Below are 20,467 nucleotides of genomic sequence, written 5' to 3' on the forward strand. Positions count from 1 at the left end.
TGTCGTCATGCCTGTTTGCTCACTCTCCTCGGTCAAGAATCGCATCGTGCTGGGTGAGCCGCTGCCGTTCAGCGTGCGAGACGCGAGCCAGATGCTGTTGCTGGCGCGCGGCCAGGTCATCGTCGACGAGGCCCAGTTGCAGGCGCTGTTCAAGCGCGGGGCGGTGGTCGAGCTGGAAGAACTGGCCGAAGCGGTGCAGGCAGTGCGCAGCGAAAACCCGGCACAGCGGCACGCCCAGTTGCCGCAGGAGTGGGAGCGCCGTTCGCGCGAGGTGAAGCGAGCGCTGAACGCACCCAGCGCAGAGTTGGCTGGCGCGCTTCACAAGACCACGGATCAGTTGCTGGCACTGATCGAGTTTTCACCCGACATGGCGCTCTCGCAGGTGGTGCGCCAGCCCGACAGCGGGGCCGGGCACTATGGCGTGAACCATTCCATCCATGCCGCCACGGCCTGCCAGGCGGCCGCGCGTTACCTGGGCTGGAGCGCCACCGAGCAGCGCCGGGCCTTCCAGGCCGCGCTAACGATGAACCTGTCGATGTTCGACTTGCAGGCCCGGCTGGCACAACAGGTCTCGCCGCTGACGGCCAAGCAGCGCGAAACCATCAACGAGCACCCGACCCGCAGCGCCGAGATGCTCAGCCAGGCCGGCATCACCGACCAGGACTGGCTGGACGCGGTGATCCAGCACCACGAACTGGCGGACGGCTCCGGCTACCCGAGCGGCGCGACGGACGTCAGCGAACTGGCCGAGATGCTGCGCCTGGCCGATGTCTACACCGCCCGCCTGAACAGCCGCGCCAACCGGCCGGCAATGAGCGCCCAGCAGGCCGGACGCGAACTTCACCAGATGGCAGGCGCCAGCCCGCTGGCCACGGCGCTGATCAAGGCCTTCGGCGTGTTCCCGCCCGGCAGCCTGGTCAAGCTGGCCTCGGGCGAGATGGGCCTGGTGGTGCGCAACGGCGAACGAGCGCACTGGCCGTTGGTCGCCGCGCTCACCAACACCAGCGGCGCGCCACGCGGGGTGCCGGTGGTGCGCGACAGCGCGCATGCCGATCACGCGGTGGTGGCCTTGCTGTCGGCCCAGGCGCTGCCGATGCGGCTGACCGACGACATGGTCGCCGGCCTGATCGCCAGCAGCCCGAGCCGCGTCGCCTGAATCAGTCAGAGCACGAAGTCGTAATCGATCACCAGCGGCGCGTGGTCCGAGAAGCGCTGATCGAGGTGGATGTATTCGCGCTGGGCGGTGGCGGCGATGCCGGGGGTGGCGAGGTGGTAGTCCAGGCGCCAGCCCACGTTCTTGGCCCAGGCCTGGCCGCGGTTGCTCCACCAGGTGTATTGCTCGGGTTTGTCGTTGAGCTTGCGGAAAACGTCGACCAGGCCGCCTTCTTCGAGCAGCTTGGTCATCCAGTCGCGCTCTTCAGGCAGGAAGCCGGAGTTCTTCTGGTTGCCCTTCCAGTTCTTCAGGTCGATGGCCTTGTGGGCGATGTTGATGTCGCCCACCAGCACGAACTCGCGCTCGGCCTTCAGCGTCATCAGGTACGGGTACATCTGGGCCAGGAAGCGGAACTTGGCCTGCTGGCGTTCTTCGCCCGATGAGCCGCTGGGGAAGTAGCAACTGATGACGCTGAATCTGCGAGCGGGCGTGTCGAAGCGCAACTCGATGTAGCGGCCTTCGAAGTCGAATTCCTCGACGCCAAAGCCGGTGATCACATCGCTGGGCTCCTTCTTGCTGTAAGCCCCGACGCCCGAGTAACCCTTCTTCTGCGCGTAGTGGAAATGCCCATTCATGCCGGCAACCGTGTCGTACTTCCCATTCACGTCGACTGCCTGGGCCTTGACTTCCTGCACCCCCATACAATCTGGCGAGACGCTTTCCGTCCATTGCATGAAGCCCTTGGTCGCTGCCGAACGGATCCCGTTCAAGTTCAGCGTCACCAGCCTGAATCCCATTTGAATTTCTCCATGAAGACCGTTCCCCATACCGACCCGCTGGCGCAGGATTTCGTGCAGTTCTCGGTGGAAGCGGGGGTGCTGCGCTTCGGCGAGTTCACCACCAAGGCGGGTCGGCAGTCGCCGTATTTCTTCAACACGGGGCTGTTCGACGATGGCGCGAAGCTGATGCGGCTGGGCGAATTCTATGCACGCCGCCTGCTGGCCTCGGGCATCGAATTCGACATGCTGTTCGGCCCGGCCTACAAGGGCATCACGCTGGCGGCTGCGGTCGCCATCGGCCTGGCCAAACACGGCAAGAGCGTGCCCTATGCGTACAACCGCAAGGAAGCCAAGGACCATGGCGAAGGCGGCACGCTGGTCGGCGCGCCGGTCAAGGGCCGGGTGCTGATCATCGACGATGTGATCACCGACGGCGCTTCCAAGCGCGAGGCCGCCGACATGATCCGCGCCGCAGGCGCGACGCCGGTGGGCGTGGCCATCACAATGGACCGCCAGGAGCGCGCGTCCGACGATCCCGCCAACCGCCGCTCGGGCGTGCAGTATGTCGAGCAGGAACTGGGCTTGCAGGTGCTGTCTATCGCCACGCTGGCCGACCTGATGCAATTCCTGGCCACCACCGGCGACGCCACGCTGGCGGCCAACACCGAACGCGTCGCGGCCTATCGCACGCGTTACGGAATCTAAGCGCTGAAACACCTGCTGACCGACGCATCCGGCCCTTGCCAGATGACGTACGCTCGCCTCCGAAGTTCCTCTCTCCTTGCCCACCCTCCGTCCATGGCGTCACCAGTTCTGCTGAGTGTGTTGTTCGGCGCCATGCTGGCCGCTGCGGCGCCCGCCGCCTGGGCGGTCGATGCCAAGCCGCAAACCGGCGATGGGCGCATCTACACCTGCACCGATGCCAGCGGACGCCGGCTCAGCTCGGACCGGCCGATTCCCGAATGCCTGTCGCAGGAGCAGCGCGTGCTGGGCCGGGACGGCAGCCAGCGCGGCGTGGTGCCGCCACTGCGCTCGCGCGAGGAGCAGGACCGGCTGGAAGACCTGAAGAAGCAGCAGTCGCAGGACCTGGCGACGCAGAACGAAGCCGTGCGGCGCGACCGCATGCTGCTGACGCGCTACCCCGACGCCGGCTCGCATGACGTGGCGCGCCAGCGCGCGCTGGCGCCGGTGCAAAAGCTGATCGATGCGGCCAAGAGCCGGCTGCACACGCTGGAAGCCGAGGCCGACGGGCTGGCCACCGAACGTGCCGCACTGGGCAACCGGTCGTCTCCGGACGAACTGCGCTCGCGCATCAATGCCAACGAGGGCGCCACCGAGGCGCAGCGCACCATTCTGCAGAACCAGGAAGCGGAGCGGGAACGCATCGTGCAACAGTTCGACGCAGAACGCTCGCGGCTGCAGCAGCTGTGGGCCGGTGCCGCGCCGGGCGCGGCCGATCCTGCCGCCAAGCGCGCCACCCCATGACAATTCTGGTCAACCTGACGACGTCTTTCAGCGCCCACCTGCCGCATTGCGTCGCCGCCCTGCTGCTGGCCGGCGCCGCCGCGGGTGCGTCTGCCTCGCCGGCGACCTATCGCTGCGACAACGGCCAGGTGCTGAACGCGACGATGACCCCGCGCGACGCCAAGCTCAAGCTGGACAGCCAGGAATACCAGCTCAAGCGCGTGCGCGACCGGGCCGACGCCCGCTTCGTCAACAACGCCGGCGTGACGCTGACGTTGGCCAAGAGCCAGGCCGAACTGGCACGCAAGGACCAGCCGACGCTGATCTGCAAGAAGGTCGTGGCCTCGCTGGAGCCCGAGGTGTTGAACGGCAGCGGAGCGTCACGCCGCCCACCGGCAGGCGAGACCGCCTCGCGCTGACTCGCCGGCTCAGAGCTTCTGCTTCAGCAGCTCGCTGGCCTGGGCCGGGTTGGCCTTGCCCTTGCTGGCCTTCATGACCTGACCCACCAGCGCGTTGAAGGCCTTGTCCTTGCCGGCCCGGTATTCCTCGACCGACTTCGGATTCGCGGCGATCACCTCGTCGACGATCTTCTCCAGCGCGCCGCTGTCCTTGGACTGGCGCAGGTCCTTGGCGTCGATGATGGCATCCACGTCGCTGTCGGCGCCGGTCCACAGCGCCTCGAAGACCTGCCGGGCCGAGTTGTTCGACACCGTGCCGTCGTGGATGCGCTGGATCAGCGTCGCCAGCGTGGCCGGCGACACCGGCGCCTGCTCGATGCCGCGGTCCTCGGCATTCAGCCGCTTGCTGATCTCGCCCATCAGCCAGTTGGCGACCAGCTTGGGCTGCCTGCAGACCTCACGCGAGGCCTCGTAGTAGCGGGCAAAGCCCAGCGACTGGGTCATCATCGTCGCGTCGTAAGCCGGCAGGCCATCCTGCTGCACGAAGCGCTCGGCCATCGCACGCGGCAGCTCGGGCATCTCGCCCTTCACGCGTTCCACCCATTCCGGCGCGATTACCAGTGGTGGCAGGTCGGGGTCGGGGAAGTAGCGGTAGTCCGCCGAGTCTTCCTTCGAGCGCATCGCGCGGGTCTCGCCGCGGTCCGGGTTGTAGAGCACGGTGGCCTGCTGGATCGGCAGGCCGTCCTCGATCTGGTCGATCTGCCAGTTCACCTCGTAGTTCACCGCGTCCACCAGGTAGCGAAAGCTGTTGAGGTTCTTGATCTCGCGCCGGGTGCCATAGGGGCGGCCGGGCTTGCGCACTGACACGTTCACGTCGCAGCGGAACGAGCCTTCCTGCATGTTGCCGTCGCAGATGTCCAGCCACATGACCAGCGCATGCAGCGTCTTGGCGTATTCCACGGCTTCCTGGGCCGAGCGCATGTCCGGCTCGGAGACGATCTCCAGCAGCGGCGTGCCGGCCCGGTTCAAGTCGATGCCCGACATGCCCTGGAAGTCCTCGTGCAGGCTCTTGCCGGCGTCTTCCTCCAGGTGGGCGCGGGTCAGCTGCACCTTCTTCTTCTCGCCGCCGACGAAGAACTCGACCTCGCCGCCCTGCACCACCGGGATCTCGAACTGCGAGATCTGATAGCCCTTGGGCAGGTCCGGGTAGAAGTAGTTCTTGCGGGCGAAGATGGACAGCGGCGCCACCTTGGCGCCCACCGCCAGGCCAAAACGAATGGCCCGCTCCACGGCAGCACGGTTGAGCACCGGCAGCGTGCCGGGCAGGGCCAGGTCCACCGGGCAGGCCTGGGTGTTGGGCTCGGCGCCGAAGGCGGTCGAGGCCCCGCTGAAGATCTTGGACAGCGTGGAGAGCTGGACGTGGTTTTCGAGGCCGATGACGACCTCGTAGCCGCGGATGAGTTGAGGTGCGGACATGGTCAGAAGCCCTCCGGCGTGCGGAGGTGGAAATCGGTGGCCTGCTGCAGCGCGTGCGCCGCGTGCAAGAGCCGGCCTTCCTGGAAGTAGTTGCCAATCAGCTGCAGGCCGACCGGCATGCCGTGTTCGCCGAAACCGGCCGGCACGCTCATGCCAGGCAGGCCGGCGAGGCTGCCGGACAGCGTGAAGATGTCGGCCAAGTAGGCCTTGACCGGATCGTCGCCCTGCTCACCCAGCTTCCAGGCCACCGTGGGCGCCACCGGGCCGGCGATCAGGTCGCACTGCTGGAAGCAGGCCTGGAAGTCGTCGGCGATCATGCGGCGCAGCTTCTGCGCCTGCAGGTAGTAGGCGTCGTAGTAGCCGTGGCTCAGCACGTAGGTGCCGATCATGATCCGGCGCTTGACCTCGGCGCCAAAGCCTTCGGCGCGCGTCTTCTTGTACATGTCCAGCAGGTCGCCGTGCTGCTTGGCGCGATGGCCGAACTTGACGCCGTCGAAGCGGCTCAGGTTCGAGCTGGCCTCGGCCGGCGCGATGATGTAGTACACGGGAATCGACAGCTCGGTGCGCGGCAGGCTGAGGTCCACCAGCGTGGCGCCCAGCTTCTCCAGCTCGGCCAAGGCACCGCGCACGGCGCCGTTCACGTCGGCCGCCAGCGCGGCCGGGAAAAACTCCAGCGGCAAGCCAATGCGCAAGCCCTTCAGCGGCTGAGCGGCGGTGGCGCCGTCACGCGCGGTAAGCATCGCGGCATGGAAGTCCTGCGGCGGGCGCTCGGCGCTGGTCGCGTCGCGGGTGTCGAAGCCGCTCATGGCCGACAGCAGCAGCGCGCAGTCCTCGGCGCTGCGCGCCATCGGTCCGGCCTGGTCCAGGCTGGAAGCGAAGGCAATCATGCCGTAGCGCGAGCACACGCCATAGGTCGGCTTGATGCCGGTGATGCCGGAGAAGCTGGCGGGCTGGCGGATCGATCCGCCGGTGTCGGTGCCTGTTGCGGCAGGCACCAGGCGCGCGGCGACCGCAGCAGCAGAGCCGCCAGACGAACCGCCGGGCACTCGCGAGGTGTCCCAGGGGTTGCGCACCGGGCCGAAGGCGGAGTTCTCGTTGGCCGAGCCCATCGCGTATTCGTCGCAGTTGAGCTTGCCCAGCGAGACCATGCCGGCGCCGCTGAAGTCGTCCGCGCCATTGCCCAGGCGGGCGACCACGGTCGCGTCGAACGGGCTGCGGTAGCCGGCCAGCATCTTCGAGCCGGCGGTGGTGGGCATGTCACGGGTGACGAAGATGTCCTTGTGTGCCAGCGGAATGCCGGTCAGCGCGGTGGCCTTGCCGGCGGCGCGGCGCTCGTCGGCCACCGCAGCGGTGGCCAGCGCGCCGGCTTCGTCCAGGTGCAGGTAGGCGCCCAGCGTGGCGTGGGCCTTGGCACGGGCCAGCAGGTGCTGGGTCAGCTCGGTCGAAGAGACTTCACGGGCCGCGAGCTTGGCGGACAACTGGGCCACGCCCAGGGTGTGCAATTCACCTGCGCTCATTCGATCACCTTGGGCACAAGGAACAGGCCGTTCTCGACAGCAGGGGCGCTCAACTGGTTGCGCTCGCGGTTGTTGCTTTCGGTCACCACGTCGTCGCGCAGGCGCAGCGTCACGTCCTGCACTGCCGACAGCGGGGTGTACAGCGGCTCGATGCCGCGGGTGTCGACCGCGCTCATCTGCTCGACGATGCCGAAGAAGCCGTTCAGCTGGGTGAGCATCGCGTCGGCCTCAGCGCCGGAGAGTTCCAGGCGCGCCAGATGGGCGATGCGGCTCACGTCCGCGGGGGAGAGTGCCATGGGTGTTTCAAGGTGAAATCAAAGCGGCCGGAACAGGCTTCCAGCGGGCAAAAAAGGGCCTGCGCACCCCATGTCTGCGGGGGGCTTGGGGTATTATCTCCGGTTATCCGCGACCTATCGGCGACCTCTTCCGATGCCATGTCCAGCGATCCTGCTGCGTGGCACGAGGCCCGCAAGTTCGACGAGCACACCCCCCATCCATGAGCCTCGAGGTACTGAGCCCGCCCTGCGTCCAACGGACGTGGATGGCCGCCGACCTCGTGGCCTGCCATTGTCTGGACTGAGCCCCCATGTTCGCTTCCCTCCGCCGCTACGTTTCCACCGACCTCGCCATTGACCTGGGCACCGCCAACACGCTGATCTACGTGCGAGGCAAGGGCATCGTGCTGGACGAGCCCTCGGTCGTTTCCATCCGTCACGAAGGCGGCCCCAACGGCAAGAAGACCATCCAGGCCGTGGGCCACGAAGCCAAGGCCATGCTGGGCAAGGTGCCGGGCAACATCGAGGCCATCCGCCCGATGAAGGACGGCGTGATCGCCGACTTCACCGTCACCGAGCAAATGCTCAAGCAGTTCATCAAGATGGTCCATCCGCGGTCCCTGCTGAAGCCCAGCCCGCGCATCATCATCTGCGTGCCCTGCGGCTCGACCCAGGTCGAGCGCCGGGCCATCCGTGAATCGGCCCTGGGCGCAGGCGCCTCCGAGGTCTACCTGATCGAAGAACCGATGGCAGCGGCCATCGGTGCCGGCCTGCCGGTGTCGGAAGCTTCCGGCTCGATGGTGGTCGACATTGGCGGCGGCACCACCGAGGTCGGCGTGATCTCGCTGGGCGGCATGGTCTACAAGGGCTCGGTCCGGGTGGGTGGCGACAAGTTCGACGAAGCCATCATCAACTACATCCGCCGCAACTACGGCATGCTGATCGGCGAGCCCACCGCCGAGGCGATCAAGAAGAACATCGGTTCGGCCTTCCCCGGCTCCGAGGTGAAGGAAATGGAAGTCAAGGGCCGCAACCTTTCCGAAGGCGTGCCGCGCAGCTTCACCATCTCGTCCAACGAGATCCTGGAAGCGCTGACCGACCCGCTGAACCAGATCGTCTCCTCGGTGAAAAACGCGCTGGAACAGACCCCGCCGGAACTCGGCGCCGACATCGCCGAGCGCGGCATGATGCTGACCAGCGGCGGCGCGCTGCTGCGCGACCTGGACCGCCTGCTGGCCGAGGAAACCGGCCTGCCGGTGCTGGTGGCCGAGGACCCGCTGACCTGCGTGGTGCGCGGTTGCGGCATGGCGCTGGAAAGCATGGAACGCCTGGGCTCGATCTTCACGCAGGAGTAACCGGCCACTGCAGGGCCGCACGTCATCCGTTGACGCCGCGGCCTCCTCTGTTCATGCCCTGACAAGCGCCCAACCGCCATGCCACTGGGCACCTTCGACCGCAGCCCACCGCCCTTCTTCCGGCAGGGCCTGCCCGCGCTTTCCAAGCTCTTGCTGTGCACCGCGCTGGCCATCTTCCTGATGGCCGCCGACCACCGCTTCGCGCTGACCCAGCCGCTGCGCAACGCCATGGCCACCGCGCTGCTGCCGGTGGTGCGCGTGCTCAGCCTGCCGATGCAGGCCTGGGACGGCGTGGGGGAGTACTTCGGCGGCGTGCACCAGGCCTATGCCAAGGCCGACGCGTTGCAGCAGAAGCTGGTGGTCCAGTCCGAACAGTCGGCCAGCGCCGGCCGGCTGGCCCACGAGAACGCGGAACTGCGCGCGCTGCTGGGACTGCGGCCAGGCCTGCAGGTGCGCTCGCTGGCGGCCGAGGTGCTGTACGAGGCGCCGGACCCTTATTCGCACAAGCTTTTCATCGACCGCGGCAGCCGCCACGGCGTGGTCGACGGCTCGCCTGTGATCAATGAAGCCGGGGTCCTGGGCCAGGTCACGCGCACCTACCTGATGAGCGCCGAGGTCACGCTGCTGATCGACAAGGACGCCGCCATCCCGGTGCTGAACACCCGCACCCAGCACCGCAGCGCAGCCTTTGGCGGCGGTGAGGAAAACCAGATGGAACTGCGCTTCGTCTCGGCGACCGACGACGTGCAGGTCGGCGACCTGCTGACCACCAGCGGTGTCGACGGCATCTACCCGGCCGGACTGCCGGTGGCCAAGGTCACGCGCATGGACAGGCGCGGCGATGCCGGCTTCGCCCGCATCGGCCTGCAGCCCATGGCACCGCTGGGCGGCGTGCACCATGTGCTGGTGCTGGAGCCGCTGGAGCAGCAGCAGCCGGCGCATGAAGAAACCCCCGCGCCGCCTGCGCGTGTTGCAATCGCCAGCGCACCGCACCCGGCGGCCTCGCGACCGGCCGCGGCCGCCTCGCGTCCTGCCGCCAGCGCCAGCAGCAAGCCCAAGGGAGAGCGCCGATGATCATGCCGCGCGGCGCCGGGCAGCTGTTGCTGCCGGTCAATCCGGTCTTCCTGTGGTTCTCGCTGCTGCTGGCGATGGCGCTCAATCTGATGCCGCTGGGCCGCTACGCGGCGATGCCGGACTTCATCGCGCTGGTGCTGGTGTTCTGGAATGTGCACCAGCCGCGCCGCGTGGGCATTGGCTGGGCCTTTGTGTTTGGCCTGCTGATGGACGTGCACGAAGGGGCGCTGCTGGGCCAGCACGCGCTGTCGTACAGCCTGCTGAGCTACTTCGCGATTGCGCTGCACCGCCGGGTGCTGGGCTTTGGCTGGGGTGCGCAGCTGCTGCACGTGCTGCCGCTGTTTTTCATCGCGCAGCTGGTCTCTCTGCTGATCCGCCTGCTGGCCGGCGACGCTTTCCCTGGCTGGCAGCTGGCGCTGGCGCCGCTGATCCAGGCCCTGCTGTGGCCGGTGGCGAGCTGGGTGCTGCTGGCGCCGCAGCGCCGGCCGCCGGACCCGGACAAGACGCGGCCGCTGTGAAACAGCGCATGCAAGAGTTGCCGGCATGACGGAGTTGCGCAATGTCGAGCGCGAGCTGGACAGGTTCCGGCTGCGCTCGGTCGCGGCGGCGTTTTTCGTGCTGATCGCCTTCGGGCTGCTGAGCTCGCGGCTGGTGTACCTGCAGGTCTACCGGCACGACGAACTGTCGACCCGCGCCGAGGCCAACCGCATCGCCGTGCTGCCGGTGGTGCCCAACCGTGGCCGCATCCTGGATCGCAACGGCGTGGTGCTGGCTTCGAACTACACCGCCTACACGCTGGAGATCACCCCGTCCAAGGTCGAGAACCTGGAAGAGACGATCAATGCGCTGACGCAGGTGGTGGAGATCCAGCCGCGAGACCGGCGCCGCTTCAAGCGGCAGATGGAAGAAAGCAAGAGCTTCGAGTCACTGCCCATCCGCACCAAGCTGACCGACGTGGAAGTGGCGCGCTTCCTGGCCCAGCGCTTCCGCTTTGCCGGCGTGGACATCAAGGCACGGCTGTTCCGCAACTACCCGCTGGGTGACACTGGGTCCCACATGCTGGGCTACATCGGCCGCATCAACCAGGCTGAGAAAAAGGCCATGGAGGATTGGGACGACGACGTGCTGGCCAACTACCGCGGCACCGAATACATCGGCAAGCTGGGGCTGGAGCAGAGCTACGAAAGCGAGCTGCACGGGGCGACCGGCTATGAAGAGGTGGAGACCTCGGCCGGTGGCCGTGCAGTGCGCCGGCTCAACAGCCGCCCACCCACGCCTGGCAACGAGCTGCACTTGTCGATCGACATCAAGCTGCAGGCGATGGTCGAGGAGCTGTTCGGCGAGCGCCGCGGCGCGCTGGTGGCCATCGACCCGCGCAACGGCGAGGTGCTGGCCTTCGTCTCGAAGCCGACCTTCGATCCCAATCTGTTCGTCGACGGCATCGATGCCGACTCCTGGCGCGATCTGAACGAGAACCCCGACAAGCCCTTGCTGAATCGGGCCATGCGCGGCACCTATCCGCCGGGCTCGACTTTCAAACCCTACATGGCGATGGCTGCGCTGAACACCGGCAAGCGCTCGCCCAGCGTGGTGATCCAGGACAACCTGACCTACAGCTTCGGCGGCCGCACCTTCGGCAGCGCCGAGGGCGACCGCGCCGGCCCCAAGGACATGCGCCTGGCCATCGTCACCTCCAGCAATGTCTACTTCTACAGCCTGGCCAACGAGATGGGCGTGGACCTGATCCACGATCAACTGGAACCCTTCGGCTTCGGCCGCAAAACCGACATCGACCTGGAAGGCGAGGTGACCGGCGTGCTGCCCTCGCAGGATTGGAAGCGTCGCTACTTTGCGAAGACTCCGGCGAACCAGAAGTGGTTTCCCGGCGAAACCATCTCGCTGGGCATTGGCCAGGGCTACAACAGCTTCACGATGCTGCAGCTGGCCACCGCCGTCTCGACGCTGTCGACAGGCGGCCAGCGCTACAAGCCGCGGCTGGTGCGTGAAATCGAGGACGTGGTCAAGCACGATCAACGCCACATCGCAAGCGACGCGCTGAGCGCGCTGCCGCTGCGGCCGGCCGATGTCGACGTGATCCGCAACGCGATGAACGGCGTGACGCTCGAAGGCACCTCGCGTGCGGTCTTCGCCGGAGCCGCCTACCAGAGTGGCGGCAAGACCGGCACGGCCCAGGCGATCGGCTTGCGAGCGGGGCAGACCTACAAGGACATCAAGGCCGACGAGCGCAAGCGCGACCACTCGCTCTACATCGCCTTCGCGCCGCTCGAAGCGCCCCGCGTCGCGCTGGCCCTGATCGTCGAGAACGCCGGCTTCGGCTCGACCTCGGCCGCGCCCATCGCGCGCCGCGTGTTCGACTATGTGCTGAGGAACGAGTACCCCAGCGAAGAAGACATGGCGCTGGTGCGCCAGGGCAAGGCCACCGCGCCGGTCGGCAAGCCGCGCAACCCGGCGGACATTCCGCTGCCCACCGGCACCGGCGCCAGCGTCGCAATGGGCCTGGTGCCCACGCCCGAGCTGGCCGCCAGCGAAGCTGCCCTTGCAGCCAGCAGCGCTGAAACGCCTGCTTCCGGCGCTGCTTCTGCCGCAGCGTCCGCTTCCGCCCCCGCCCCCAAGCCGGTGCCGCCCAAGCCGGCCAGCGCGGTGCTGCCGGTGCTGGCGCCGGCACCCAAGCCCAGTTCGGGAGGCCCGCCATGAGCCCGCAGGGCCGCCCCAAGGGCGAAATCGCAGCGCGTCAGCGCGAAGGGATACACCAGTGAGCGTTGTGCTGGAACGTCCACCGCTGTGGCGCCGCGTGCTGCCGGTCTTCTACGGCTTCGACCTGCCGCTGCTGCTGGGGCTGGGGCTGCTGGGCGGCATCGGCCTGGTGACCATGTACTCGGCCGGCTACGACCACGGCACCCGTTTCGTCGACCACGGCCGCAACATGCTGTTGGCGCTGTTCATCCTGTTTGCCGTGGCCCAGGTGCCGCCGCAAAAGCTGATGCGCGTCGCCGTGCCGCTGTACACCGTTGGCGTGGCACTGCTGATCGCCACCGCGTTGTTCGGCGTGACCAAGAAGGGCGCGACACGCTGGCTGAACGTGGGCATCGTGATCCAGCCCAGCGAGTTGCTGAAGCTGGCGATGCCGCTGATGCTGGCCTGGTGGTTCCAGAAGCGCGAGGGCCAGCTGCGCACGCTGGACTTCGTCGTCGCCGGGCTGTTGCTGCTGGTGCCGGTGGGCCTGGTCGTCAAGCAGCCGGACCTGGGCACCGCCATCCTGATCCTGTCCGGCGGCCTGTACGTGATCTATTTCGCCGGCCTGTCCTGGAAGCTGATCCTGCCGGTGCTGCTGGCAGGCGCCATCGCCGTCGCAGCGCTGGTGATGTCGGGTGACCGCATCTGCCAAGACGACGTGAAGTGGCCTGCCATGCGGGACTACCAGAAGCACCGCGTCTGCACCCTGCTGGACCCGACCACCGACCCGCTGGGCAAGGGCTTCCACATCATCCAGGGCATGATCGCCATCGGCTCCGGCGGCCCGACCGGCAAGGGCTTCATGAAGGGCACGCAGACCCATCTGGAGTTCATTCCCGAGCGCACCACCGACTTCGTGTTCGCCGCCTATGCAGAAGAATTCGGCCTGATGGGCACGCTGGGCCTGATCGCCTGCTTCACCTTCGTGCTGGCGCGCGGCCTGGTGATCGCCGCGCAGGCGCCCACCGCCTTCACGCGGCTGCTGGGCGGTGCGCTGACGATGAGCTTCTTCACCTACGCGATGGTCAACATGGGCATGGTCAGCGGCATCCTGCCCGTCGTGGGCATTCCGCTGCCCTTCATCAGCTACGGCGGCACCGCGATGGTCACACTGGGCTTGGCCATGGGCATGCTGATGTCCATCGCCCGCAGCCGGCGGCTGATGCAAAGCTGAGGCCTTCGGGCGAGCCGCTTCAGTTCCGGCGCCAACGCGCCGAAATGCCAGGGGTGCGGGGCTTCCTCGCGAGGAAATCCCATGGCTGCTGCCCTGCCCCTGTTCCGTTTCCCCCAGCTTGCCATGCTGACGCTGCTGGCGGCCTGCGCGCTGCCTTCGGCCTTTGCTGGCGACGAGATCGTCACCGACCGGCCGGACTTCGTCGAATCCAGCGACGTGGTCGGCCGCGGCCGCTTCCAGATCGAAACTGGCTTCAGCAGCGAGCGCCAGGACGGCAGCGGCCTGAAGACCCGCACCCGCAGCACGCCGACGCTGCTGCGCCTGGGCGTCAGTGACGCGCTGGAACTGCGAATCGAGACCGACGGCGCGATGCACAGCCGCACGCAGGACACGACCGCCGACACCACCACCACCCACGGCTTTGCCGACACCTCGCTGGGCCTGAAGTGGCGCATGCAGGAGGGCGACGAAGAGACTGGCGCACCGGGCATGGCCTGGCTGCTGCACGCCGACCTGGCTTCGGGCAGCCGCGACTTCCGCGGCCAGGGCGTGCGCCCTTCGCTGCGCTTTGTCGCCGAATGGGATTTGCCGCACGACTTCTCGGTCGGCGTGATGCCGGGCTTGGTCGCCGACAAGACCGAGGACGGCAAGCGCTTTGCCGCCGGCATCTTCGCCGTCACCTTGGGCAAGGGCTGGGGGCCGGCCTGGCACAGCTTCGTCGAAATCGCCGGCCAGCAACTCGCCGCCAAGCACAACGGCGGCAAGGTCGTCAGCCTTGACTTCGGCGCCAGCTACCTGGTGACCGATTCGCTGCAGCTGGACCTCGCCGCCTCGCGCGGCCTGACTCGCGAAACCGCCGATTTCCAGTGGGGCGCCGGCGTCTCCATCCGCTTCTGAACTGCTACGCCGCCGGCACGGCTGGCGCGATCGGGAAGCGGCAGGTGATCAAGGTGCCCAGGCCTTCGTGCTGCGGCGTCTGGCGGGCGTATTCGATGCTCACCGTGGCGCCATGCTTGTCGGCGATTTCCTTGACGATGGCCAGGCCCAGGCCGCTGCCATCCACGTTGGTGCCCAGGCCGCGGTAGAACGGCTGGAAGACCAGCTCGCGCTCGGCCGGCGCAATGCCCGGGCCGTTGTCCTCCACCTGCAGCACCATGACCTGGCCAAACGGGTCGGCGAACACCCGCACCGTGACCGTGCCGCCCTCGGGGGTGTACTGCAGTGCGTTGTCGACCAGGTTGCGCACCAGCTCGCGCACCAGCAGCGGCTGGCCCAGCAGCTTCGCCACCCGCTCGCTGGCATCCGGGCCCTCGTAGCCCAGGTCGATGCGCTTTTCCATGGCCCGCGGCACGAAGTCCTGCACCGTGTCGATGGCCAGCCGCACCAGGCCGAACACCTGGCGCCGCTGGGCCTGTTCGTGGTCCTCGGCGCGCGCCATCGCCAGCAGCTGGTTGACCATGTGGGCCGCACGCTGGCTGGACAGCGAGATCTGCTGCAGCGAGCGGCGCACCGAACGCACGTCGCCACCCGCATCGATCTCGCGCTGGGCCAGCTCGGCCTGGGTGCGCAGCCCCGCCAGCGGCGTCTTCAGCTGGTGCGCAGCGTCGGCCAGGAAGTGCTTCTGCGCGCCCATGCTCTGGTCCAGCCGGGCCAGCAGGTCATTGATCGAGCGCACCAGCGGCGCCACTTCCTCAGGCGCGTCGTGTTCCTCGATCGGGCTCAGGTCGTGGCTCTCGCGCTGGCGGATGCGCTGCTGCAACTGGTTCAGCGGCGCAATGCCACGCGCCAGCGCAAACCACACCAGCAGCACCGCCAGCGGCAGGATCACGAACTGCGGCAGGATCACGCCCTTGATGATCTCGGTGGCCAGGCGCGAGCGCTTGTCCAGCGTCTCGGCCACCTGCACCAGCGCGACCGGCCACGGCTGCGAAGCGTTGCCGTCCACCTGCAGCGGCCGCAGGCTGACCACGCGCACCGGCTCGCCGCGCACCTCGGCGTCGCGCCAGGCCAGCTCGCCCGGTGCGCTGCGCTCGCCGTCGACCGGCGGCAGGTCACGGTCACCGGTGATCAGGCGGCCCTGGGCGTCCAGCACCTGGAAATACACCCGGTCGACTTCGTCGCTGCGCAGCAGCACCGCGGCCGATTCCGGCAGCCGCACCGGCAGGCCAGGATTGGCCGCCAGCTCCACCGCCATCTGGCGCGAGACCATGTGGGCCAGCTGGCCCAGGTCGCGGTCGTAAGGCCGGGCCGCGATGTTCTGCGCCACCAGCCAGGTCAGCGCCACGCTCATCGGCCACAGCAGCAGCAGCGGCGCCAGCATCCAGTCGAGGATCTCACCAAACAACGAGCGTTGTTCGCGTGGCGTGCTGCTGTCGGCCGAAGGCGCAGGGCGGGCGGAGGGCAACAGCCGCATGGGCCTCTAGGCGGCGATTTTTTCGAGGCAGTAGCCCAGGCCCCGCACCGTGGCGATGCGGATCTGGCCCTGCTCGATCTTCTTGCGCAAGCGGTGGATGTAGACCTCGATCGCGTTGTTGCTGACCTCTTCGCCCCATTCGCACAGCCGGGCCACCAGCTGGTCCTTGCTGACCAGCCGACCGGCGCGCTGCAGCAGCACTTCCAGCAGGCTGATCTCGCGCGCCGACAGATCGATCATCTGGTCATTGATGTAGGCCACGCGGCCGGTGGCGTCGAAGGTCAGCGGGCCGTGCTTGATGACGCTGGAGGCCGTGCCCAGGCCGCGCCGGGTCAGCGCGCGTACCCGCGCTTCGAGCTCCTGCAGCGAAAACGGCTTGGCCATAAAGTCATCGGCCCCCAGGTCCAGGCCCTTGACACGCTGCTCGACCGAATCGGCCGCAGTGAGGATCAGCACCGGCGTGGAGGTGCCGCGGGCGCGCAGCTTGCGCAGCACTTCCAGGCCATGCAGCTTGGGCAGGCCCAGGTCCAGGATCACCAGGTCGAATTCGTGGGCCGCCAGGGCAGCGTCGGCCTCGCTGCCGTTGCCGACCTGGTCCACCGCATAACCGGCGCCGCGCAGCGAGCGCAGCAAGCCATCGGCCAGGACCTGGTCGTCTTCGGCTATCAGGATGCGCATTGCCTTGTCTCCTCGCAGCCTGCTGGCCGACTCGTTTGATTCTAGGTGGCGAGGTTCACAGTGCCGCCCACGCGACATGATGCAATCTCGCAAATCGTGGCGCCAAGATACTGTACGAATATCCAGCTTCTGCCATAATCGCGGCCATCACCAGGAGAGACTTGCATGAATGCCCCCGCCCCCGCCAATACGCTGAACCCCGAAAAGTCCAAGGCCCTGCAAGCGGCCCTCTCGCAAATCGAGAAGCAGTTTGGCAAGGGTTCGATCATGCGCCTGGGCGATGGCGAAAAGATCGAGGACATCCAGGTCGTCTCCACCGGCTCGCTGGGCCTGGACGTGGCGCTGGGCGTCGGCGGCCTGCCGCGCGGCCGCGTGGTCGAGATCTACGGCCCTGAGTCCTCGGGCAAGACCACGCTGACGCTGCAGGTCGTGGCCGAAATGCAGAAGCTCGGCGGCGTGGCCGCCTTCATCGACGCCGAACACGCGCTGGACATCCAGTACGCGCAAAAGCTCGGCGTGAACCTGCAGGAACTGCTGATCAGCCAGCCCGACACCGGCGAGCAGGCGCTTGAGATCGTCGATTCGCTGTGCCGCTCCGGCGCGGTCGACCTGATCATCGTCGACTCGGTCGCCGCACTGACGCCCAAGGCCGAACTCGAAGGCGAAATGGGCGACTCCTTGCCCGGCCTGCAGGCCCGGCTGATGAGCCAGGCGCTGCGCAAGCTGACCGCGACGATCAAGAAGTCCAACTGCATGGTGATCTTCATCAACCAGATCCGCATGAAGATCGGCGTGATGTTCGGCAGCCCGGAAACCACCACCGGTGGCAATGCGCTGAAGTTCTACGCCTCGGTGCGACTGGACATCCGCCGCATCGGCTCGATCAAGAAGGGCGAAGAGGTCATCGGCAACGAGACCCGCGTCAAGGTCGTCAAGAACAAGGTCGCTCCGCCGTTCAAGGAAGCCGAGTTCGACATTCTTTACGGCGAAGGCACCAGCCGCGAAGGCGAGATCATCGACCTGGGCGTGCAGGCCAAGATCGTCGACAAGTCCGGTGCCTGGTATTCGTACAACGGCGAGAAGATCGGCCAGGGCAAGGACAACTCGCGCGAATTCCTGCGTGAAAACGCCGACCTGGCGCGCGAGATCGAAAACAAGGTGCGCGCTGCACTGGGCGTGCCGCTGCTGAACGCGGCGGCGGGCACTGCGGCAGCATGAACCGCGGCCAGCAGCCGGCTTGAGCCGCCGCTGGCACTTGGCGGTGGCGCCAGCCATCGCCCAGGCGTCATCTCCTGGCGCCTTCTGCCCGTCCCGCCGTGAAGACCGCTCCTCCCAGCCTGAAGGCCCAGGCGCTGGCACTGCTGGCGCGGCGCGAACACAGCCGTGCCGAGCTGCGCACCAAGCTGCTGGCCCATGGCCGCAAGCGCCTTGCCTGGCTGGCCGAAGACCAGCGCCGCGCGGCCGAGCGCGCCGCCGGCCTGGATTTCGCCACCGCCTTTGGCCTCGATCCGGCCGCATCCAGCTCATCGGCCGGGCCGGATGACGATGGGGATGCCGGCATGCACGAACTGGCGCAGGAAAACCTGGGCGCAGAGGTCGACGAAGTGCTGGACTGGCTGGAAGCGCAGCGCTATCAAAGCGACGCCCGCTTCATCGAGAGCCGCGTCAACGCCCGCGCCGGCAAGCTGGGCCAGATGCGCATCAAGCAGGAACTGGCGCAGCATGGTGTGGCGCTGGATGCCGAAACCGCGCTGCAGCTGCGACAGACCGAGCTGGCACGCGCCCGCGAGGTGTGGCGCCGACGCTTTGGTGACACCCCTGCAAGCGAAGCTGCCGAAAGGGCCAGGCAGATGCGTTTCCTCGCCGCGCGCGGCTTTGCTGGGGACGTGGTGCGGCGGGTTGTGGGCGACAGGGAAGACGACTGACTCGCACTGCTCGCGGGCATCCAGGTGATGCCCGAAACCAGGTACATGCGGGTTACACGCTGCTCGTGAGGACTGGCCTCGCGCCGGCAAGTCATCAGGTCACTTGAGGGAACGGGCATGCTGCGATGCAGCAAGGGTGTAAAATCTTTGGTTGTCTGGCCCGGTTCGGGGCAGCTGTCCCCATGCCTTTGCCCGCTGCATCCCCCACCCGCCAGCTGAAGCACCACCGTGCGATCAGCGTGACCGTGTTCGCTCGCGACGACGGGCTGTGGGAAGTCGACGCCCGCATTACGGACATCAAGACCCACCCGATCAGCACCGCCAACGGGGTGCGCCCGGCTGGCGAGCCAGTGCACGACCTGCTGCTGCGGCTGGTCGTCGACACCCGCTTCAACATCCTCGAAGCGGGCGCAGAATCCCGCGCCACGCCCTATCCGGGCCATTGCAACCAGCACGGCGACGCCTACGGCAGGCTGGCCGGGCTGAACCTGATGCAAGGCTTCAAGCGCGCGCTGCGCGAACGCGTGGGCGGCGTTCGCGGCTGCACCCACCTGACCGAAATGGGCGACCTGCTGCCCACCGCTGTCGTCCAGGCTTTTGCCGGCGAGGTGCTGGACACCCACGGCCAGGGCGACGAACCCCCTTTCCAGCTCGACCGCTGCCACGCCCTCGTCACCGATGGCGAGGTGGTCAGACTGCACTATCCCCGCTGGTTCCGTCAGGCCGCCGCCGACGAAACTGCCGCAAAATTGCGCGCCGGTCCCGCTGGCAGCATTTCCCGCTGAGCCGGCACTGCCGCTGCTCCTTCCCCGTTTTCGCACTCACGCAAAGACCCTCCCATGAAGATTCACGAGTACCAAGGCAAGGAAATCCTGCGCCAGTTCGGTGTGCCGGTGCCCAAGGGCATCCCGGCCTTCAACGTGCAAGAGGCGGTGGAAGCCGCCCAGAAGCTGGGCGGGCCGGTCTGGGTCGTGAAGGCCCAGATCCACGCTGGCGGCCGCGGCAAGGGCGGCGGCGTGAAGCTCGCGCGCACGATGGACGACGTCAAGGCCATCTCCGAGCAGATCCTCGGCATGCAGCTGGTCACGCACCAGACCGGCCCGGAAGGCCAGAAAGTGCGCCGCCTCTACATCGAAGAAGGCGCCGACATCAAGAATGAACTCTACGTCTCGCTGGTCACCGACCGCGGCACGCAGAAGGTCGCCTTCATCGCTTCGAGCGAAGGCGGCATGGACATCGAGGAAGTTGCGCACTCGACCCCCGAGAAGATCGTCACCGAGATGATCGACCCGCTGGTGGGCCTGACGGCCGAGCAGAGCAGGAAGATTGCCGCAGCCATCGGCCTGACCGGCGCCTCGGTGGACCAGGCCGTGGACCTGTTCGCCAAGCTCTACAAGTGCTACATGGACACCGACGCGTCGCTGGTGGAAATCAACCCGCTGAACTGCGACTCCAAGGGCAACCTGATCGCGCTCGACGCCAAGTTCAACTTCGACGCCAACGCCCTGTTCCGCCACCCGGAAATCGTCGCCTACCGCGACCTGGACGAAGAAGATCCGGCCGAAGTCGAAGCCTCGAAGTTCGACCTGGCCTATATCAGCCTGGACGGCAACATCGGCTGCCTGGTGAACGGCGCCGGCCTGGCGATGGCCACCATGGACACCATCAAGCTGTTCGGCGGCGAGCCGGCCAACTTCCTGGACGTGGGTGGTGGCGCCACTGCCGAGAAGGTCACCGAAGCCTTCAAGATCATGCTGAAGAACCCGGAAGTCAAGGGCATCCTGGTCAACATCTTCGGCGGCATCATGAAGTGCGACACCATCGCCACCGGCGTGATCACGGCCTGCAAGGCGGTGAACCTGTCGGTGCCGCTGGTGGTGCGCATGAAGGGCACCAACGAAGACCTGGGCAAGAAGATGCTGGCCGAAAGCGGCCTACCCATCATCGCGGCCGACACGATGGCCGAAGCGGCCACCAAGATCGTCGCCGCCGTCGCCTGACTCCCATCCACACCATCGCACCACGCCCGAGC

At 67.3% G+C, this 20,467-nt stretch carries 20 protein-coding genes; 14 read left to right on the forward strand and 6 right to left on the reverse strand.

Going from position 1 to position 20,467, the window contains the following annotated elements; all coding sequences use genetic code 11:
* Nucleotides 1-7: 7 nt before the first annotated feature.
* Nucleotides 8-1,156 (forward strand): HD-GYP domain-containing protein, encoded by a 1,149-nt coding sequence (locus tag LRH25_RS05630; RefSeq protein ID WP_170200844.1) that lies wholly within the window; start codon nucleotides 8-10, stop codon nucleotides 1,154-1,156.
* 5 nt (nucleotides 1,157-1,161) lie between these two features.
* On the opposite strand, the gene LRH25_RS05635 is transcribed toward LRH25_RS05630, so the two are convergent.
* On the reverse strand, nucleotides 1,162-1,950 hold the full coding sequence (locus LRH25_RS05635) for an exodeoxyribonuclease III (protein WP_141287507.1): 789 nt from the start codon (nucleotides 1,948-1,950) through the stop codon (nucleotides 1,162-1,164).
* A gap of 12 nt (nucleotides 1,951-1,962) precedes the next feature.
* On the opposite strand from LRH25_RS05635, the gene pyrE reads away from it, so the two are divergent.
* The 3 genes from pyrE (at nucleotide 1,963) to LRH25_RS05650 (ending at nucleotide 3,815) form a co-directional block, all read left to right on the forward strand.
* Entirely contained in the window at nucleotides 1,963-2,637 is a 675-nt protein-coding gene (pyrE, locus tag LRH25_RS05640) for an orotate phosphoribosyltransferase (protein ID WP_141287508.1), read from the forward strand.
* Between the two features lie 93 nt (nucleotides 2,638-2,730).
* Nucleotides 2,731-3,417 (forward strand): hypothetical protein, encoded by a 687-nt coding sequence (locus tag LRH25_RS05645; protein ID WP_141287509.1) that lies wholly within the window; start codon nucleotides 2,731-2,733, stop codon nucleotides 3,415-3,417.
* The gene (locus tag LRH25_RS05650) at nucleotides 3,414-3,815 is read left to right on the forward strand and encodes a hypothetical protein (protein WP_141287510.1); all 402 of its coding nucleotides are present in this window, start codon (nucleotides 3,414-3,416) and stop codon (nucleotides 3,813-3,815) included. The genes LRH25_RS05645 and LRH25_RS05650 overlap by 4 nt, the downstream gene beginning before the upstream one ends.
* A 9-nt stretch (nucleotides 3,816-3,824) precedes the next feature.
* Here the strand turns inward: LRH25_RS05650 and gatB are convergent, their stop codons facing one another.
* The 3 genes from gatB to gatC are packed head-to-tail and all read right to left on the reverse strand — an operon-like array spanning nucleotide 3,825 to nucleotide 7,083.
* Nucleotides 3,825-5,270, reverse strand: a complete 1,446-nt coding sequence (gatB, locus tag LRH25_RS05655) for an Asp-tRNA(Asn)/Glu-tRNA(Gln) amidotransferase subunit GatB (protein WP_141287511.1) — start codon at nucleotides 5,268-5,270, stop codon at nucleotides 3,825-3,827.
* Nucleotides 5,271-5,272: 2 nt separating this feature from the next.
* Nucleotides 5,273-6,787, reverse strand: coding sequence for an Asp-tRNA(Asn)/Glu-tRNA(Gln) amidotransferase subunit GatA (gatA, locus tag LRH25_RS05660; RefSeq protein ID WP_141287512.1), 1,515 nt, complete (start codon nucleotides 6,785-6,787; stop codon nucleotides 5,273-5,275).
* On the reverse strand, nucleotides 6,784-7,083 hold the full coding sequence (gene gatC / locus LRH25_RS05665) for an Asp-tRNA(Asn)/Glu-tRNA(Gln) amidotransferase subunit GatC (protein ID WP_141287513.1): 300 nt from the start codon (nucleotides 7,081-7,083) through the stop codon (nucleotides 6,784-6,786). Before gatC ends, gatA begins: the two co-directional genes overlap by 4 nt.
* A 290-nt stretch (nucleotides 7,084-7,373) precedes the next feature.
* Here gatC and LRH25_RS05670 point away from each other — a divergent pair, with 290 nt between their 5' ends.
* The 6 genes from LRH25_RS05670 (at nucleotide 7,374) to LRH25_RS05695 (ending at nucleotide 14,316) form a co-directional block, all read left to right on the forward strand.
* On the forward strand, nucleotides 7,374-8,417 hold the full coding sequence (locus tag LRH25_RS05670; protein ID WP_231010422.1) for a rod shape-determining protein: 1,044 nt from the start codon (nucleotides 7,374-7,376) through the stop codon (nucleotides 8,415-8,417).
* A 78-nt stretch (nucleotides 8,418-8,495) separates the two neighbouring features.
* Nucleotides 8,496-9,491: a rod shape-determining protein MreC gene (gene mreC / locus LRH25_RS05675; RefSeq protein WP_231010429.1), complete on the forward strand. Its 996-nt coding sequence runs from the start codon at nucleotides 8,496-8,498 to the stop codon at nucleotides 9,489-9,491.
* Nucleotides 9,488-10,009 (forward strand): rod shape-determining protein MreD, encoded by a 522-nt coding sequence (gene mreD, locus LRH25_RS05680; protein WP_231010435.1) that lies wholly within the window; start codon nucleotides 9,488-9,490, stop codon nucleotides 10,007-10,009. The genes mreC and mreD overlap by 4 nt, the downstream gene beginning before the upstream one ends.
* Nucleotides 10,010-10,034: 25 nt before the next feature.
* Nucleotides 10,035-12,206: a penicillin-binding protein 2 gene (gene mrdA / locus LRH25_RS05685; RefSeq protein WP_231010442.1), complete on the forward strand. Its 2,172-nt coding sequence runs from the start codon at nucleotides 10,035-10,037 to the stop codon at nucleotides 12,204-12,206.
* Between the two features lie 58 nt (nucleotides 12,207-12,264).
* Nucleotides 12,265-13,419, forward strand: coding sequence for a rod shape-determining protein RodA (gene rodA, locus LRH25_RS05690; protein ID WP_141290568.1), 1,155 nt, complete (start codon nucleotides 12,265-12,267; stop codon nucleotides 13,417-13,419).
* An 81-nt stretch (nucleotides 13,420-13,500) separates the two neighbouring features.
* On the forward strand, nucleotides 13,501-14,316 hold the full coding sequence (locus tag LRH25_RS05695) for a transporter (protein ID WP_231010444.1): 816 nt from the start codon (nucleotides 13,501-13,503) through the stop codon (nucleotides 14,314-14,316).
* A gap of 4 nt (nucleotides 14,317-14,320) precedes the next feature.
* Here LRH25_RS05695 and LRH25_RS05700 read toward each other — a convergent pair whose 3' ends face one another.
* Nucleotides 14,321-15,832: a sensor histidine kinase gene (locus LRH25_RS05700; RefSeq protein ID WP_231010446.1), complete on the reverse strand. Its 1,512-nt coding sequence runs from the start codon at nucleotides 15,830-15,832 to the stop codon at nucleotides 14,321-14,323.
* A 6-nt stretch (nucleotides 15,833-15,838) separates the two neighbouring features.
* Nucleotides 15,839-16,510 carry a response regulator gene (locus tag LRH25_RS05705; RefSeq protein WP_141291149.1) on the reverse strand — a complete coding sequence of 224 codons (672 nt, stop codon included), beginning with the start codon at nucleotides 16,508-16,510 and terminating at the stop codon, nucleotides 15,839-15,841.
* A gap of 165 nt (nucleotides 16,511-16,675) precedes the next feature.
* On the opposite strand from LRH25_RS05705, the gene recA reads away from it, so the two are divergent.
* From recA to sucC, 4 genes are all read left to right on the forward strand, one after another.
* Nucleotides 16,676-17,728, forward strand: coding sequence for a recombinase RecA (gene recA / locus LRH25_RS05710; RefSeq protein WP_141291147.1), 1,053 nt, complete (start codon nucleotides 16,676-16,678; stop codon nucleotides 17,726-17,728).
* Nucleotides 17,729-17,826: 98 nt separating this feature from the next.
* The gene (locus LRH25_RS32990; protein ID WP_310742414.1) at nucleotides 17,827-18,435 is read left to right on the forward strand and encodes a regulatory protein RecX; all 609 of its coding nucleotides are present in this window, start codon (nucleotides 17,827-17,829) and stop codon (nucleotides 18,433-18,435) included.
* 182 nt (nucleotides 18,436-18,617) lie between these two features.
* The gene (locus LRH25_RS05725; protein WP_141288194.1) at nucleotides 18,618-19,220 is read left to right on the forward strand and encodes a DUF2889 domain-containing protein; all 603 of its coding nucleotides are present in this window, start codon (nucleotides 18,618-18,620) and stop codon (nucleotides 19,218-19,220) included.
* Nucleotides 19,221-19,274: 54 nt separating this feature from the next.
* Nucleotides 19,275-20,435, forward strand: a complete 1,161-nt coding sequence (sucC, locus tag LRH25_RS05730) for an ADP-forming succinate--CoA ligase subunit beta (protein ID WP_141288195.1) — start codon at nucleotides 19,275-19,277, stop codon at nucleotides 20,433-20,435.
* Nucleotides 20,436-20,467: the final 32 nt, after the last annotated feature.

It is taken from the genome of Ideonella azotifigens (assembly GCF_021043325.1).
Classification (GTDB): Bacteria; Pseudomonadota; Gammaproteobacteria; order Burkholderiales; family Burkholderiaceae_C; genus Ideonella; species Ideonella azotifigens.

Coding starts and splice junctions, on each gene's coding strand:
- LRH25_RS05630 (WP_170200844.1), top strand. CDS start 8: ATGCCTGTTTGCTCACTCTCCTCGGTCAAGAATCGCATCGTGCTGGGT.
- LRH25_RS05635 (WP_141287507.1), bottom strand. CDS start 1,950: ATGGGATTCAGGCTGGTGACGCTGAACTTGAACGGGATCCGTTCGGCA.
- pyrE (WP_141287508.1), top strand. CDS start 1,963: ATGAAGACCGTTCCCCATACCGACCCGCTGGCGCAGGATTTCGTGCAG.
- LRH25_RS05645 (WP_141287509.1), top strand. CDS start 2,731: ATGGCGTCACCAGTTCTGCTGAGTGTGTTGTTCGGCGCCATGCTGGCC.
- LRH25_RS05650 (WP_141287510.1), top strand. CDS start 3,414: ATGACAATTCTGGTCAACCTGACGACGTCTTTCAGCGCCCACCTGCCG.
- gatB (WP_141287511.1), bottom strand. CDS start 5,270: ATGTCCGCACCTCAACTCATCCGCGGCTACGAGGTCGTCATCGGCCTC.
- gatA (WP_141287512.1), bottom strand. CDS start 6,787: ATGAGCGCAGGTGAATTGCACACCCTGGGCGTGGCCCAGTTGTCCGCC.
- gatC (WP_141287513.1), bottom strand. CDS start 7,083: ATGGCACTCTCCCCCGCGGACGTGAGCCGCATCGCCCATCTGGCGCGC.
- LRH25_RS05670 (WP_231010422.1), top strand. CDS start 7,374: ATGTTCGCTTCCCTCCGCCGCTACGTTTCCACCGACCTCGCCATTGAC.
- mreC (WP_231010429.1), top strand. CDS start 8,496: ATGCCACTGGGCACCTTCGACCGCAGCCCACCGCCCTTCTTCCGGCAG.
- mreD (WP_231010435.1), top strand. CDS start 9,488: ATGATCATGCCGCGCGGCGCCGGGCAGCTGTTGCTGCCGGTCAATCCG.
- mrdA (WP_231010442.1), top strand. CDS start 10,035: ATGACGGAGTTGCGCAATGTCGAGCGCGAGCTGGACAGGTTCCGGCTG.
- LRH25_RS05695 (WP_231010444.1), top strand. CDS start 13,501: ATGGCTGCTGCCCTGCCCCTGTTCCGTTTCCCCCAGCTTGCCATGCTG.
- LRH25_RS05700 (WP_231010446.1), bottom strand. CDS start 15,832: ATGCGGCTGTTGCCCTCCGCCCGCCCTGCGCCTTCGGCCGACAGCAGC.
- LRH25_RS05705 (WP_141291149.1), bottom strand. CDS start 16,510: ATGCGCATCCTGATAGCCGAAGACGACCAGGTCCTGGCCGATGGCTTG.
- recA (WP_141291147.1), top strand. CDS start 16,676: ATGAATGCCCCCGCCCCCGCCAATACGCTGAACCCCGAAAAGTCCAAG.
- LRH25_RS05725 (WP_141288194.1), top strand. CDS start 18,618: ATGCCTTTGCCCGCTGCATCCCCCACCCGCCAGCTGAAGCACCACCGT.
- sucC (WP_141288195.1), top strand. CDS start 19,275: ATGAAGATTCACGAGTACCAAGGCAAGGAAATCCTGCGCCAGTTCGGT.